Genomic DNA, 13,719 nt, shown 5'->3' with positions numbered 1-13,719 from the left:
GAGCTTATGCAGCTACAAATTAACGGTGAGGTGCTTTCATTAAGACATTTTCAAAAAACACTGACGTGCGTTGCCGCATTGATGAAACCTTGAAGGCCCGTGCCACTGAGGTTTTGAACGCCTGTGGATTGAGTGTTGGCGATGCGATGCGTCTTTTCCTGCGCCAGGTTGTTGAGACTCAAGGGCTTCCATTCGAGGTACGAGTGCCTTCGGATAAGACCGCCCGGGCCATGATGGAGGCACGGGATATCCGTCAATGGTTCGACTCGATAGATGCGCGTTGTCAAACGGGTAAGGCGACGCGATATGAATGAGGGACGTCATATAATTGGGAGCATTCACGCCCGACCCTGGTTGTGTTTGTTGACTTGGGAAGTCATGCCGAATTGTTCAAATAGGGGATCTGTGGAATCCACTTGCGAATAAAAACTTAAAAATAATCCACATCTGTACTATCCTCTAAGCACCACCCCGCGACAAAGGAGCCAAAACCCATGGCGACTTCCTCCATCACTCTCAATGCGCAGCAACAATTGGATTCCCCGGATGCGGGTCGAGTCGCGTTGAAGTTTTTCTTCAATCTCATGGCGCTCTGGGGCTGCAGCGTCGAGCAGCAGCGCACATTGCTGGGCAAGGTGGGAAACACGACCTTCTACAAATACAAACAGTTGCCGGAAAACGTGAAGCTGCCTCGCGATACGCTCGAGCGCATTTCCTACCTCATGGGTATCCACAAGGCGCTGAGCATTATCTTCAGCAACAGCCGGGACCGTGCCTATCAATGGGTCAGCAGCCCGAACACCGCGGCACCGTTCAATGGCCAGTCGGCGCTGTCCTACATGCTGACCGGCCGCGTGGTAGACATCGCCGATGTGCGGCGATACCTCGACGGAGTGCGCGGTTAATGGTGCCATCACTGGCGGACCCGCAATGGAAACGGGCCTATCGGATCGTCAACAGCAGCTTCCCGCCGATTTCGCTGTTTGAAGACGTACTCGACCCGGAAGACCTGCCCACGGCCTACGCCCTGGAAGCGTTGACCAACGATCGGCTGATGGAACAAGCCGGCGTGCTGTCCCGGGTCCGCCCCGAGGACCGCATTTCCGGGCCCGGCTCCTCGCCGGTGATGGCGGCGTTTACCCACATCGGCAAAAGCAGCCGCTTCAGCGACGGCACCTTCGGCGTCTATTACGCGGCCAGCAGCCAGGAAGCCGCCATCGCCGAGACCTGCTACCACCAGGCGCGATTCCTTGGCGCGACCAACGAGCCAGACCTGGAGTTGACCATGCGCACCTACGTTAACAAGGTCGTCAAACCCCTGCACGACATCCGCCACGACTACCCCCACCTCCACAACCCGGACCCTACCGCCTACGGCCCGTCCCAAGTGTTTGCCCGGCAGCTGCGTGAAACCCTGTCGTGGGGGCTGCTGTACAACAGCGTCCGCCTGCCTGGCCATGAATGCGTGGCCGCGTTTCGCCCACCAGCGGTTTCGATTCCGACGCAGGGCAAGCACATTCGGTACGTCTGGAGTGCCCAGAAGCGGGAGATTTCGTTTGTGTTTGAGGTGAGCGAGGTGTGAGTCAGATTTTTAGGGGGGGGGTTATGGCTGGGCAATAATTATTGCCCAGCCATGATTTTCAATAGTTCGCGAGTATTGCAAGCAGAGGCTGCTGTGCAGCCCGGCGGGAGCAAGCTTCCTCGCCACAAAAGCACCGATTGATCAAATCTTGAACTGCTGCACCGAAGCCTGCATCGATCCCGCCGCATTGTTCAATTGATCCGCTGTTTGCGTCAGGGTGTGAATCGAGCGGGTGTTCTCGCGGGACTGCTCGGCAATTGACTCCACCCGCTGGGCCATCTCATCACTGGCTTTGGATTGCTCGGCAATGGTGTGGGAAATTTCCTCCACCACTTCGGCCGCATGCCGGGCACCGGTGCGGATTTCGCTGATGGAGACCCCGGCCTGTTGGGCCAGATTGACGCCTTCGTCCACGCGGCTGACGCAAGCCTGCATGTTCGCCACCGCGTCCCGGGCGCTGGACTGGATGCGCTCGATCATCGCGGTGATTTCCTGGGTGGACTGCGTGGTGCGCGCCGCCAAGTTGCGCACCTCATCGGCCACCACCGCAAAACCACGCCCCGCCTCGCCGGCACGGGCGGCTTCGATGGCGGCGTTGAGGGCCAGCAAGTTGGTCTGTTCGGCGATGCTCTTGATCACCTGGATGATGGAATGAATGTCCTCGGACGACGCGTCCAGTGCCGTGATCTTGCTGGACGACTGGTTGACCACTTCAGCGATCCGGTTCATGCCTTCCACCACCCCGAGAATCACCTGGCCACCGCTGCTCGCCAAATGTTCGGACTGCGCGGAAATCGTCCGGGCGCTGTCGGCGTGCTGATGGATCTGGCTGATGTTCGCCATCATCTGCTCCATGCTCGTCGCCATGCTGGTTGCGCTCTGGGCCTGCTGATCGGCGCTGGACACAATCTGCCGCGCCGTATCGCCCAGGTGCCGGGACGTGCCGTGCAACTCATCGCTCTGACCGCGGATAGTGGCGATCATCTGCCGCAGATTGGTCTGCATCTGCTCGATCACACCTTGCAACTGACCCAGCTCATCCTTGCTCTGAGCCCCCATCGAGCGCTGTAAATCCCCTTGGGAAATCGCCTGGGTATTGAGGATGATCTTGTTCAGCGGCGTCAGCACCGCCTTGAGCAGGCTCCACGACAACAGCGCCAGCGCCACACAAGTGGCCAACAAGGTAATAATCAGCCAGGTCTGCGAGGTTTGAATGCTGCTGTCTTGATGCGCACGAGACGACTGCGCCTGGTTCTCGATCAACTCGCTCACGGCCTCGTTGCGTTCCTCCAGCGCTGAAAACGCCTTGTCGAACTCTGCGCGCAACGCATGGCTATCCTGGGAACCACTCAGTGCCTTGCCGATTATTTGCTTGGCTTTGTCGATATAGGTTTCGACCTGTGGCTTGAGTTCGACAATCGCCTTGGCGACATCCTCAGGCAACTTGGCCTCGGCGTTTTCGGCGATAACCTTGCGCATCCGCTGCATATGCTCATCGAACGCCTCCAGCACCTCCTTTGCCCCCTGGGTATCCCCCGCCTTCACCAGCAGAGCGGCGAGCACATCGGCACGAATGGCGTCGTGCATCATGTCCGCCTCCATGTGCTTGCGCATGGCCGAAATACTGGTCTCGTTCTGCACCAGGGCCTCGGTCATGGAGTGATAACCCCACAACCCGATACCGCCGAGCAACAGCGCAAAAGAAAGACTGACCAGCCCCGAGCCTATGATCTTGCTGCGGATCTTCATCGCTTACTGCTCCTGGAGCGGGGGATTCTGGGAAAGTGTAGTCGAGCGTGAGCGGAGCCTTGGGACAGGCCAGGCCCTTATCTGAGGCTATCGGCGGGGGAATTGATTAGATGAATACGCCGCAGACTGTTTGGACAGGAGGCAGGAGAGGGGGTTTTTTCCGCGGGGCGGAACGTGGACAGACCATGATTAATTTAGTGTCTGCCTATTCATTGCAGCCAGCAATCGTGGTCTGTCCCTCAATTTACGAAAGGCCGTTGCTGCCTGCGTGCGCGTGGTTGGCGGCTTCGCCAACACCTGCCCACTACTGAAAAAGCACGATAAATCAATTCGCCATTCTCTATCAGGAGCGCTTCACCAGACCGTATATCTGGATTATGATTGCGCTGCCGCCTGACCGTAATCCTCTACACTACGGGCCACTCCCCCGATCACTAACTGTTTCTACCTTGTTTGGCAGCAAATGCCACGTTGGGCCTCCCGCACTGGCACCAATTATCCCAAGCGTATTGTGAATACTAGAAAAGATGATCTTTATAAAAAATAATAAGCTTTTCTCCTGTTTATACTTGTTGGCAGTCATCATAACCATCGGCGTGGTGTACTCACTGGGCTTCGGGGAAGCGGCAAGCCAGATTGCGACCGCGCCCGAGCGCCTGAGAAACTTCACGTTTCCCATCTGGGAACAACACGCTTTTTCGCAGCATGGTTTCCTCGTCTTCTATTCGATGGAGAACTACGCAAATAAGATCGCGTATTCCAACCATGCCACGGCTTATCTGTTCTACATGTACGGCCTCTATAAACTAGAGATGTTTGTGCAGGCATTACCGATGAGAGTGACAGGGGCCTTCCTGAACATCATCTCGCTGGCAGGCGTTACGTTCTTTTTTCTGTCCCGTCTGGTGGAAAAGCGCCTGGCATTCGGTCAGGGACTGCTGATTCTGTTATCGGTTGTATTCATGGTGTCGATGCCGGGATTCTGGATTTCTTCGGCCAGATTCAACGTCGACAATACGTTCCCATTGATATTTGCGCTCCAGGCGCTGGCTGCGTTCCTGATCTGGAAAAATCAGGAACGGTCCGGAGCGGTCATGGCAGTGATCGTGTGTTTTGCCGTGTTTTCTCCGATCTCGGCGGCGTTGCTGGGCGCCGCCTTGCTGGTTTGGGCATGCCGCAGCGACGGTCTCGACAGGCGGATGTGTCGCCTGGCATTGGTGGCCATCGTTGCCGCCGTTGCCTTCTACCTGCCGTCCCCTCTGATAGCGAAGGCACTGGGTTTCACCTCGTCCAACAGTGGTTGGCTGTTTCGCGCTGGCCTGGATGGCGACACCACTTATTTCACCAACATCCTGAAGTCGATACTTGATCCGCAGTTTCCGCGGCCCATTCCGACCATTGCCGTGCCGATCCTGTTCCTGGTAGCCCAGTTGGCCTGTTTCCGCCTGATCAAACGGCGCGAACCTGCCGGCGTTGCGGCATCGGCGGGGACTTCCCCGTTGGCCGGCATCAGCATGTTCTACTACCTGCTTTTTTCACAATACGTGATGACCAGTCTGCTGTGGCCGCAGGCCGTTGCCATTCATCCGTACCTGTATGACTACCTGCTGATGGCACCGGTTTTCGTCGCGATCGTTCTGAATTTTGCCTACAAACCTTCACCGGCAGCGTTGCGTTTCTGGTCGCTGGCGCTACTGTTCTGCATTTCCTTCCATTTCCAACAGGTCGCGCAGGCAAAATGCCAGGGTTGTTACTACCCGGGTGCCTGGGACGCGAGCAGCAAGCGCCCATGAAGACCGTCGCCATTCTCCAGTCGAACTACATACCCTGGAAGGGCTATTTCGACATGATCGCTGCGGTCGATGAGTTCATCCTCTACGACGACATGCAGTTCACCAAGAATGACTGGCGCAATCGCAACCAGATCAAGACGCCGCAAGGCGTCCAGTGGCTCAGCGTGCCTGTCGGGCAAGGCATCAGTCGCCGCATTCGCGATGTCGAGCTGACCCCTGCCTGGCAGGCCAAGCATTGGAAAACGTTGCAGAGCAACTATGGGCGAGCGCCTTTCTTCGATGAGGTCGCCCAGTGGCTCGAGCCGCTCTATCTGGTTGAGACCCACACGGGTCTGTCGTCGATGAACCGGAAGTTCATGGAAGCGATTTGCCGATACATCGGTATTGAAACCCGCATTACGAATTGCTGGGACTATAAGTCTGCCGGCGACAAAACCCGGACCGCCCGCCTGGTGGATCTTTGTCAGCAGGCCGGTGCGACGCGATACCTGTCGGGGCCGGCGGCAAAGGACTACATCGAGGAGCCGCTGTTCGACGACGCCGGCATTGCGCTGCAATGGTTCGATTACGCTGGCTTCCCCGAGTATCCGCAACTCTGGGGAGAGTTCACCCATGGCGTCACTGTCCTGGATCTGCTGTTCAATTGCGGCAAGGACGCGCACCGTTACATGAGGCATGTCAAAGCATGAGGCTGTCCATCGTTGCCACGCTTTACCGTTCGGCCAAGTTCATCGAGCAGTTCCATCTCCGTGCAAGCCAGGCAGCACAACAACTGGTCGGAGATGATTACGAGATCGTACTCGTCAACGACGGCTCTCCCGATTCAAGCCTGGAACTGGCCGTTCAGTTGAGCGAAGCCGATCACCATGTGGTGGTCGTCGACCTCTCGCGCAACTTCGGCCACCACAAGGCCATGATGACGGGCCTGCGATATGCCCGCGGTGAACGTGTCTTCCTGCTCGATAGCGACCTGGAGGAAGATCCGGCATGGTTGCTCTCGTTCAGCGAGCAGATGGAGCGCGAGAAGGCCGATGTGGTCTACGGTGTCCAGCAGCAGCGAAAAGGCAAGCACTTCGAGCGCTGGACCGGGAAGGTGTTCTACAAACTCTTCCGTGTCCTCAGCGGGCTGGATATGCCCGACAATATCGTCGTCGCCAGGCTGATGTCGCGCCGCTATGTAGACGCGCTGATTCAGCACGACGAACGCGAGTTGTTCATGGCGGGTCTGTGGGTTATCACCGGCTTCGATCAGCGTGCGCAGGCCATTGTAAAGAGCAGTCGTGACGAGACGACCTACACGCTGGGAAAGAAAGTGGCGCAACTGGTCAATTCGATTACTGCCTTCAGCAGTGCACCGCTGGTGGGAATTTTCGGCGTGGGCTGCGCGATCTTCCTGCTGTCGGCCGCCTACACGAGCTTTCTCATCGTCAACTGGCTGTTCCTGGCGAACCCACCCAGTGGCTATACGTCGCTGATGGCTTCGATCTGGCTGCTCGGCGGCCTGATCATCGCATTCGTCGGTGTGGTCGGGATTTATCTCGCCAAGATCTATTCCGAAGTCAAACAGAGACCCTACACTATCGTCCGGAACGTCTACCGTCAGGCTGAGGCGCGGAGCATCGAATGAAAAAACTCATTATTTTTGGTCTCACTGACGCCGCCGAGCTTGCACTCTATTATTTCTCCACCGACTCCGACTATCAGGTCGAGGCGTTTGCCGTCGATCCCGCCTACATGCCGGCGGACAAGAGCTTCAAGGGGTTTCCGGTGGTGGCGTTCGATGACGTCACCCAGATTTACCCGCCAGACCGGTATGTCTTTTTCGTCGCGCTCGGATATTCCAAGCTTAACCAGATCCGCAAGGAAAAATATCTGGCAGTCAAGGCGCTGGGTTACGAAATGGTCAGCTACATCAGTTCGCGCGCCTCGGTGCTGACAGAGGACATCGGCGAGAACTGCTTCATCCTGGAAGACAATACCGTCCAGCCCTTCGTGAGCATCGGCAACAACGTGACCCTGTGGAGCGGCAATCACGTCGGGCATCATTCGCGTATCGAGGACCATTGTTTCCTGGCCTCGCACATTGTCGTATCCGGCCGTGTGACGATCGGGGAAAGCTGTTTTCTAGGCGTCAACGCGACCCTTCGTGATCACGTCACCATCGGCGAGAAGTGCATCATCGGCGCCGGTGCCCTGATTCTTGGAGATGCCGCTGCCGAAGGCGTGTACGTCGGACAAGCCACCGAGCGGTCGCGCGTACCGAGTACCCGCGTCAGGAACATCTGAAGAACATCATCATTGGCAGAAGAAATCCCATGTGGAAAAAACTAGGAAAGATATTCTGCGCAGAAGGGCAGAGCGATTGGTTGTATTCCCACGCGATGATTCCCATGGCCGAGCAAGTGGATGGCGATCTGTATCGCATCTATTTCTCATCGCGTGACAAAGATAATCGCGGACACGGCGGCTTCCTCGAGATCGACATGCGGGACCCGACCAAGGTCTTGCGTGTCCATCCGGATCCGGTTCTCGAACCGGGCGACCTCGGATGTTTCGACGACAGTGGCGCCTTGCCCAATTCGATCGTCAACGTCGGTGGCCGCAAGCTGCTGTACTACACCGGGATCAACCTGGGCGTGACGGTGAAGATCCGCAATTCCATCGGCCTGGCCGAATGGAACGAGGCCACCCAACGCTTTGAGAGGCTGTTCCGCGGCCCCGTCATCGACCGCACCCGCGATCTTCCTCACTTCGTTGCCACTCCCGAGGTGCAGTTCGAGGCCGGACGATTCAGGGCCTGGTTCACCTCCTGTGTGCGATGGGAACAAGGCCCTTCGGAAGCGAAGCACTTCTATCATCTCGAATATGCTGAGTCCGCCGACGGGATCGAGTGGGAGCGCAACGGCACGGTTGCCATCGAGTTCCGTGACGAACACGAGTACGCCCTGGGTGTGCCGCGGGTGCTCAAGGATGCGGACATGTACCGGATGTGGTTCTGCTCCCGGGCCACGCAAGACTGCCCCACCTACCGGATCCGCTATGCAACCTCCGCCGATGGCGTGCAATGGACGCGACACGATGAGCAGGTGGGAATCGACGTATCGGAATCGGGTTGGGATTCGGAGATGATCTGTTACCCGTTCGTCTTCGATCATGCCGGTCGACGCTACATGCTTTATAACGGCAACGGCTATGGCAAGACGGGTTTCGGGATTGCCGTCTGGGGAGATGAGTGACCCTCATTCAGCGCTGGCGGCCCGTAATCAGGCCCATTCTCCGTTACGCAGTCGTCGGCGTCGCCTGCAATGCCATCGGTTATGCGGCCTACCTGGCATTGACGTGGCTGGGCATCCCATTCAAGCTGGCCATGAGCTTCCTGTACGTGCTTGGCATCTGCATCAGCTTCCTGGGCAACCGCAACTGGGCGTTCGAGCATCGCGGCAACGTCGTGGGAACGGCATGGCGCTTCGGCCTGGCGCACGCAGCCGGCTATTTGCTCAACCTGGCCTTGCTGACGGTGTTTGTCGACAAGCTGGGATATCCCCATCAGTGGGTCCAGGCCGCTGCCATTTTCGTTGTAGGAGGTTTCTTGTTCGTCGTCTTCAAGCTATTCGTCTTTCGTCATGACCAACCGGATGGGAACCAGGCGTGAGGATCTGTTCTGAATGCGAGACGCCGTACGCCTCGGAGAAAGGGGCATGTGTCCAGTGTGGACATCAGGTGGCTCGAAAGAACGGTTTCGCCGCTTTTGCGCCAGAGCTGGAGGACAAGCAGGAGGGCTTCAAGGCCGACTTCTATGAGACCTACGCGCACCTTGAAAGCGACCATTTCTGGTTCCGGGCGCGTGGCAGGTTGATTACATGGGCGCTGACGAAATATGCGCCGCGCATGCGTTCATTCCTGGAAATCGGCTGCGGTACCGGCTTCATTCTGAGTCGGGTCGCCGTGGCGTTTCCGAAGGCCAGGTTGCTTGGCAGCGAGATGTTCTCGACCGGACTGAAGTTTGCCTCCTCTCGCTTGCCCGCTGCCGAGTTCGTGCAGATGGATGCGCGCGATATCCCTTACATCGACGAGTTCGAAGCGATTGGCGCGTTCGATGTCATCGAGCACATCGAGGCGGATACCGTAGTGCTCCAGCAGATGCACCGTGCCCTGAAGCCCGGGGGAATCATGCTGTTGACCGTGCCCCAGCATCAGTGGCTGTGGAGCCAGGTGGATGAATATTCCTGCCACGTGCGGCGCTACGATGCCACCGACCTGCATCGCAAGGTGGAAGAGGCGGGGTTTTCCGTCGTGCGCAGCACATCGTTTGTCTCTTTGCTGCTGCCGGCGATGATGATTTCACGCGGCGCCAAGAAGCAACAGCGGGGCGATACGAGCGAGACCGCCGAATTAGCGGTACCCAAGGCGCTCAATGTGCTGTTTGGTTTCGTGATGTGGCTGGAGTGTTTGCTCATCAAGGTGGGAGTGAGTTTTCCGGTCGGTGCCTCCAGGTTGCTTGTCGCCCGGAAAAAAAGTGGGTAGCCCCCACCTCGCATAACGACGTGATGTCTAGTTCGACTAAAACTTGCGTACGAAGGCTCAAATGGCGGAAGACAAAAACATCCAGTTCAATCGCCCCTACATGACGGGGAAAGAACTTTATTACATCGCTGAAGCCAAGTTCGGCAATATCCTCGCCGGCGATGGCCCGTTCACCAAGCGGTGCCATGAGTGGTTGACCGAACGTACCGGCGCGAGCAAGGCCTTATTGACCCACTCGTGCACGGCAGCGCTGGAAATGTCCGCGTTGTTGTTGGACATCCAGCCGGGCGACGAGATCATCATGCCCTCGTTCACGTTCGTTTCCACGGCCAATGCCTTCGTTTTGCGCGGCGGCGTTCCCGTGTTCGTCGATATCCGTCCGGATACCCTGAACCTGGATGAGACGCTGATCGAGGCGGCCATCACGCCGCGCACCAAGGCAATCGTGCCGGTTCATTATGCGGGCGTGAGTTGCGAGATGGATACGATCATGGAGATCGCCCGGCGTCACAACCTGAAGGTGGTCGAGGATGCGGCGCAGGGGGTCATGGCCGCTTACAAAGGGCGGCCTCTGGGCAGTATCGGGGATCTCGGTGCCTTCAGCTTCCATGAGACCAAGAACGTCATTTCGGGCGAGGGCGGCGCATTGCTCGTCAATGATTCTGCGTATGTGTTGCGCGCAGAAATCATCCGCGAAAAAGGCACTGACCGTAGCCGTTTCTTCCGTGGCGAGGTCGACAAATACACTTGGCAGGAAGTCGGCTCGTCATTCCTTCCAGGGGACGTGACTGCTGCGTTTCTCTGGGCGCAGTTGGAAGAGGCCGAACACATCACGCAGGCGCGGCTTGCCATCTGGCAGCGGTATCACCAATTGCTGGCGCCGCTGGAAACCAGCGGGGCACTGCGCCGCCCTATCGTGCCGGTCGACTGCCAACATAACGCGCACATGTACTACGTACTGCTGCCCGCAGACGTGCCGCGACAACGGGTGCTCGATGGCCTCAAGCGAGAGGGAATCAATTCGGTCTTCCATTACGTGCCCCTGCATTCTTCGCCGGCTGGCCAGCGTTACGGTCGTGTCCATGGCGCCATGGACAATACGGTAAGCCTTTCGGAACGCTTGGTGCGACTGCCGCTGTGGGTAGGTATGTCGGTCGAGCAGCAGGAGCGTGTGGTGGAAGTCTTGCGGGACGAACTGTGTCGCTGATTTGACAAGCACTCTTGCTGGAGCACGGCACGATCTGCGTCCCGTTCTCGCGACGTTGCCACAGATAAAACCCAATGCTGCCCCGCTCAGTGAGCAGCATTGCACCACCGGCTGTTAGGCAGGATTACTCCCCGGCGCCTCCAGCACCTTCACCACGTCATCGATGACGGCCTTGCTCATATCCTGCAAATAACACGACGCCCAGGCATACCGGTCCGTGCTGCGAATCATCGCCGCGTCCTCGGCCAGGACCTTGGCAACGTGGAGCAAGTCGGAGGCGTGGGACAGGGCTTCGCCGATGGGTATGCCGCTGTTGACTCGGAATAGCGGGCGGTCGGAGTGGTAGGAGAAGGGGGTTAGGCCTGGGGTTTTGAGGTCTTTGGGATGGGTCATTGCGCACCTCCGTTTGCCAATTGGCGGCCGGTGGTGACTAGCAAAGCGATAAAGCGAAACTGCAGCAGATCCATGGCATGCATCGATAAACTCCCATATCAAGTGAGAGCTGCCACGTTCGTTCTCAGGCGAATGGGTGGCAGCTGTGCGCAGGCTGAGAAACCGGAGATACAGGAACCCGGCAGACCCGAAGGTCTCCCACGCACAGCCGCCATTGCACGGAATGCGGACATAAAAAAACGCCGCAAAACGTGGTTCGGGCGCTGTAGCGCCTGCATCTTACTCGGGTTCTCAGGCCCGGTCGCTGAATTGGCAGCGACGGTCAGAGAGTAGCGGGCGATGGGGGAGGCTGCAATCGTGGCGCGATGCTGGCGGGTGAGGTTTAGGTAATTTTATGGATGGGTAATAATTCGCGTCGCTGTCGAAATAGCCGGCTGTCGACGCGCAAAGATAAACGATTGGAGGAAATATCCAATGGATGATGAAAGTGAGCAATTTCAGCAGGACGTGCTCGAGTCCGCGCATCAAATGATATCGGGAGAAACCTCGCAGATTGTGCCCAACCAGGGCCAATTGCCTTCCATGGTAGTCCTGATGGACGAGGATGATGTGGTCTTGATCCATAAGGCGCGAGAGCGGCTTGCTGCTCCCCAACGAGTTAAGGTTTCAATGGATGATCTATAGCCCTGAGTTAAGTGGGCAGGTAGAAATGGCTCGGTCGGAAGGATACCTGCCATGAGTGATCGTGAAGGCAGTGCTTGCTCATGCCGTGCTCGGCGTAGGGGGAGGAAGTGCAGCGGGCTCAAGCTCAGGCCCACCAACCGCGAGAAACAACAAAGCCCTCGCATTTCTGCGAGGGCTTTGTCTTGTATGGTGCGGCACTAGGAGTCAAATCGTATTCCAATATATTGATTTTATTCAATAAGTGCTCGTAAAAATGACGCTATCTCTAAAAGTATTCTGATTTCAGTCAAAAGATATTTATCTGGTGAGTCTGTCAGTCGGACTGATGCGGCTAACTGTAGAACCTATGAACCGATTTGATGGAACTTGTAGCGTGAAATGGTTGCAATGGGCTAAGAGCAATATTCGCAATCTCCATTCCTCTGGACAGAAAATTCACCAAAATCAAAATCTTTAAGGCTAAACTCTAGATGCTTATTTATCACGCCCATAAATTCTAACGGGACTCCAAAAATTAATTTTATTGCTTCTGTAGCTGTAATCGATGCAGAAATGCTGCACAGAGACCCCAGGCTTCCTATTTTTTTGTACTTCCTGTTAAACTTTTTGACACCAAATGGCTCTGCGGCATTTATTGGAGTGAGAACCTTATCAAAGCAATGAAAGCAAGCTGTAACTCCGGGAATTACGACTTGGCAACTAGCGTTAGATGCGGATTATAACCTCCTCCAATGATGTGAGATATTCTATTCTTCAGGCAGAAGTCGGAAACAATCTTGGACGTGTGGTCAACGCTTGGATAATCTGCGCAATTTATAATCATGTCAGGCATGCCTGGAAGATGCTCCAAGTCTTCAACTGACTGCATTTTTTTGATATGTTTATTTAATCCGGTTCCATACGGGGTTTTTATATTGTTATAAGCGGCGGACACCTTTGGAGATGCCAATATCTGCCTCAAAAAAATAGCCTGTCTATGGAGGTTGGATTCCTCAACAACATAATCCATCACAGTGATATTCTTTACGCCTGCCTTGACTAAGCTATGTAAATCCATGTGCCAACTGCACCAAGCCCCACAATTAGCACATTTCCACCCCACCCTTTCCGGAGTGAATTGTTGATGGCTGAAGTAGAGTGGAAATAACTCTCAAGTGTATTTATTAGATGATGATATCGGAGGGGGATCACCCGAAGATCCGGGAAGTTTTCTCCGATCTGCGTCTCAAGGAGGTGACGTTTAGGCATACCGTGGGAGGGAAGGGCGGTATTGAGGTTAACGAGCTGGTCTTTTTCAACTGGTGAGTTAAGAGGACACAGGCGTAGCCCGAGCCCTCTGTTCAGTTTCAAGGCTGGTGCGACGAAGATACTTGCTTGGTAGGGATCCTCAACCAGGATCGCAAGCGGCCCCAGGCACGCGCAATCCAGCTCCGACTATAAAATCTTTGGCCCGTAGCCACTTCGATGTACGCGCCTAACGGTAGATACACGTTGCGATTCATATAACCCTCAATTTGCGGTCGTAGGTAAATCGCGGCTACGTCTCTGGGGTCAATCCGTTTCTTAAGCGGATCCTCTCGCAGTAGGGACCGCGTCCCCCATCGCGCATTGACTGTCCCCATATCCACGATGGTAACGGCATGTGGGCTGTTATTGGTTAACCACAAATAATCCCCATCCTGATCGCGAGCAACGTAAACACTGACGGAGTTTCTGTTTTTTGCGAGCGTGTACAGGGAGAGGCCAAACGCAGCCGCTGAGACGATAAGCGCACCTTCAGCGGTGTT

General features: G+C 56.2%; 16 protein-coding genes. 12 read left to right on the top strand and 4 right to left on the bottom strand.

The window, feature by feature from the left end:
* The first annotated feature begins 38 nt into the window (after positions 1-38).
* The 3 genes from ASC85_RS31020 to ASC85_RS09825 all read left to right on the top strand — a co-directional run bounded on the left by ASC85_RS31020 (position 39) and on the right by ASC85_RS09825 (position 1,582).
* On the top strand, positions 39-314 hold the full coding sequence (locus ASC85_RS31020; protein ID WP_082534355.1) for a type II toxin-antitoxin system RelB/DinJ family antitoxin: 276 nt from the start codon (positions 39-41) through the stop codon (positions 312-314).
* A gap of 180 nt (positions 315-494) precedes the next feature.
* Positions 495-905 carry an MbcA/ParS/Xre antitoxin family protein gene (locus ASC85_RS09830; protein ID WP_003196771.1) on the top strand — a complete coding sequence of 137 codons (411 nt, stop codon included), beginning with the start codon at positions 495-497 and terminating at the stop codon, positions 903-905.
* On the top strand, positions 905-1,582 hold the full coding sequence (locus ASC85_RS09825; RefSeq protein WP_057449182.1) for an RES family NAD+ phosphorylase: 678 nt from the start codon (positions 905-907) through the stop codon (positions 1,580-1,582). Before ASC85_RS09830 ends, ASC85_RS09825 begins: the two co-directional genes overlap by 1 nt.
* A gap of 141 nt (positions 1,583-1,723) precedes the next feature.
* Here ASC85_RS09825 and ASC85_RS09820 read toward each other — a convergent pair whose 3' ends face one another.
* Positions 1,724-3,331 carry a methyl-accepting chemotaxis protein gene (locus ASC85_RS09820; protein ID WP_057449181.1) on the bottom strand — a complete coding sequence of 536 codons (1,608 nt, stop codon included), beginning with the start codon at positions 3,329-3,331 and terminating at the stop codon, positions 1,724-1,726.
* 569 nt (positions 3,332-3,900) lie between these two features.
* Between ASC85_RS09820 and ASC85_RS09815 the strand changes: the two genes are divergently transcribed.
* The 8 genes from ASC85_RS09815 to rffA all read left to right on the top strand — a co-directional run bounded on the left by ASC85_RS09815 (position 3,901) and on the right by rffA (position 10,855).
* Positions 3,901-5,124: a hypothetical protein gene (locus tag ASC85_RS09815; RefSeq protein WP_057449180.1), complete on the top strand. Its 1,224-nt coding sequence runs from the start codon at positions 3,901-3,903 to the stop codon at positions 5,122-5,124.
* Positions 5,121-5,813 (top strand): WbqC family protein, encoded by a 693-nt coding sequence (locus tag ASC85_RS09810; protein WP_057449179.1) that lies wholly within the window; start codon positions 5,121-5,123, stop codon positions 5,811-5,813. The genes ASC85_RS09815 and ASC85_RS09810 overlap by 4 nt, the downstream gene beginning before the upstream one ends.
* Positions 5,810-6,751: a glycosyltransferase family 2 protein gene (locus ASC85_RS09805; RefSeq protein WP_057449178.1), complete on the top strand. Its 942-nt coding sequence runs from the start codon at positions 5,810-5,812 to the stop codon at positions 6,749-6,751. The genes ASC85_RS09810 and ASC85_RS09805 overlap by 4 nt, the downstream gene beginning before the upstream one ends.
* Complete coding sequence (locus tag ASC85_RS09800; protein WP_057449177.1) at positions 6,748-7,410, top strand: acetyltransferase; 663 nt, start codon at positions 6,748-6,750, stop codon at positions 7,408-7,410. Before ASC85_RS09805 ends, ASC85_RS09800 begins: the two co-directional genes overlap by 4 nt.
* A gap of 29 nt (positions 7,411-7,439) precedes the next feature.
* Entirely contained in the window at positions 7,440-8,360 is a 921-nt protein-coding gene (locus ASC85_RS09795) for a hypothetical protein (RefSeq protein WP_057449176.1), read from the top strand.
* On the top strand, positions 8,357-8,776 hold the full coding sequence (locus ASC85_RS09790) for a GtrA family protein (protein WP_057449175.1): 420 nt from the start codon (positions 8,357-8,359) through the stop codon (positions 8,774-8,776). Before ASC85_RS09795 ends, ASC85_RS09790 begins: the two co-directional genes overlap by 4 nt.
* A gap of 68 nt (positions 8,777-8,844) precedes the next feature.
* A complete protein-coding gene (locus ASC85_RS09785; RefSeq protein WP_236712341.1) occupies positions 8,845-9,648 on the top strand; it encodes a class I SAM-dependent methyltransferase in 804 nt (267 codons plus the stop codon).
* A 61-nt stretch (positions 9,649-9,709) separates the two neighbouring features.
* Positions 9,710-10,855, top strand: coding sequence for a dTDP-4-amino-4,6-dideoxygalactose transaminase (gene rffA, locus ASC85_RS09780; RefSeq protein ID WP_057449174.1), 1,146 nt, complete (start codon positions 9,710-9,712; stop codon positions 10,853-10,855).
* A gap of 114 nt (positions 10,856-10,969) precedes the next feature.
* On the opposite strand, the gene ASC85_RS09775 is transcribed toward rffA, so the two are convergent.
* Positions 10,970-11,248: a DUF3077 domain-containing protein gene (locus tag ASC85_RS09775; RefSeq protein ID WP_057449173.1), complete on the bottom strand. Its 279-nt coding sequence runs from the start codon at positions 11,246-11,248 to the stop codon at positions 10,970-10,972.
* Between the two features lie 474 nt (positions 11,249-11,722).
* On the opposite strand from ASC85_RS09775, the gene ASC85_RS33510 reads away from it, so the two are divergent.
* Entirely contained in the window at positions 11,723-11,932 is a 210-nt protein-coding gene (locus ASC85_RS33510; RefSeq protein ID WP_057449172.1) for a hypothetical protein, read from the top strand.
* A 392-nt stretch (positions 11,933-12,324) separates the two neighbouring features.
* Here ASC85_RS33510 and ASC85_RS33785 read toward each other — a convergent pair whose 3' ends face one another.
* Together ASC85_RS33785 and ASC85_RS31015 are read right to left on the bottom strand one after the other, a co-directional pair.
* On the bottom strand, positions 12,325-12,618 hold the full coding sequence (locus tag ASC85_RS33785) for a hypothetical protein (protein WP_156395630.1): 294 nt from the start codon (positions 12,616-12,618) through the stop codon (positions 12,325-12,327).
* On the bottom strand, positions 12,618-12,989 hold the full coding sequence (locus ASC85_RS31015; RefSeq protein WP_082534353.1) for a ThiF family adenylyltransferase: 372 nt from the start codon (positions 12,987-12,989) through the stop codon (positions 12,618-12,620). Before ASC85_RS31015 ends, ASC85_RS33785 begins: the two co-directional genes overlap by 1 nt.
* Positions 12,990-13,719 lie beyond the last annotated feature (730 nt).

This window comes from Pseudomonas sp. Root401 (assembly GCF_001425105.1).
Taxonomy (GTDB): Bacteria; Pseudomonadota; Gammaproteobacteria; order Pseudomonadales; family Pseudomonadaceae; genus Aquipseudomonas; species Aquipseudomonas brassicacearum.
Note: the sequence above shows the minus strand (reverse complement) of the source record. Positions and strands in the feature narration are given on the sequence as shown.

Bases quoted from the DNA above. Each gene is read 5' to 3' on its own strand.
- ASC85_RS09830 (WP_003196771.1), top strand. From the start codon at position 495: ATGGCGACTTCCTCCATCACTCTCAATGCGCAGCAACAATTGGATTCC.
- ASC85_RS09825 (WP_057449182.1), top strand. From the start codon at position 905: ATGGTGCCATCACTGGCGGACCCGCAATGGAAACGGGCCTATCGGATC.
- ASC85_RS09820 (WP_057449181.1), bottom strand. From the start codon at position 3,331: ATGAAGATCCGCAGCAAGATCATAGGCTCGGGGCTGGTCAGTCTTTCT.
- ASC85_RS09810 (WP_057449179.1), top strand. From the start codon at position 5,121: ATGAAGACCGTCGCCATTCTCCAGTCGAACTACATACCCTGGAAGGGC.
- ASC85_RS09805 (WP_057449178.1), top strand. From the start codon at position 5,810: ATGAGGCTGTCCATCGTTGCCACGCTTTACCGTTCGGCCAAGTTCATC.
- ASC85_RS09800 (WP_057449177.1), top strand. From the start codon at position 6,748: ATGAAAAAACTCATTATTTTTGGTCTCACTGACGCCGCCGAGCTTGCA.
- ASC85_RS09795 (WP_057449176.1), top strand. From the start codon at position 7,440: ATGTGGAAAAAACTAGGAAAGATATTCTGCGCAGAAGGGCAGAGCGAT.
- rffA (WP_057449174.1), top strand. From the start codon at position 9,710: ATGGCGGAAGACAAAAACATCCAGTTCAATCGCCCCTACATGACGGGG.
- ASC85_RS09775 (WP_057449173.1), bottom strand. From the start codon at position 11,248: ATGACCCATCCCAAAGACCTCAAAACCCCAGGCCTAACCCCCTTCTCC.
- ASC85_RS33510 (WP_057449172.1), top strand. From the start codon at position 11,723: ATGGATGATGAAAGTGAGCAATTTCAGCAGGACGTGCTCGAGTCCGCG.
- ASC85_RS31015 (WP_082534353.1), bottom strand. From the start codon at position 12,989: ATGGATTTACATAGCTTAGTCAAGGCAGGCGTAAAGAATATCACTGTG.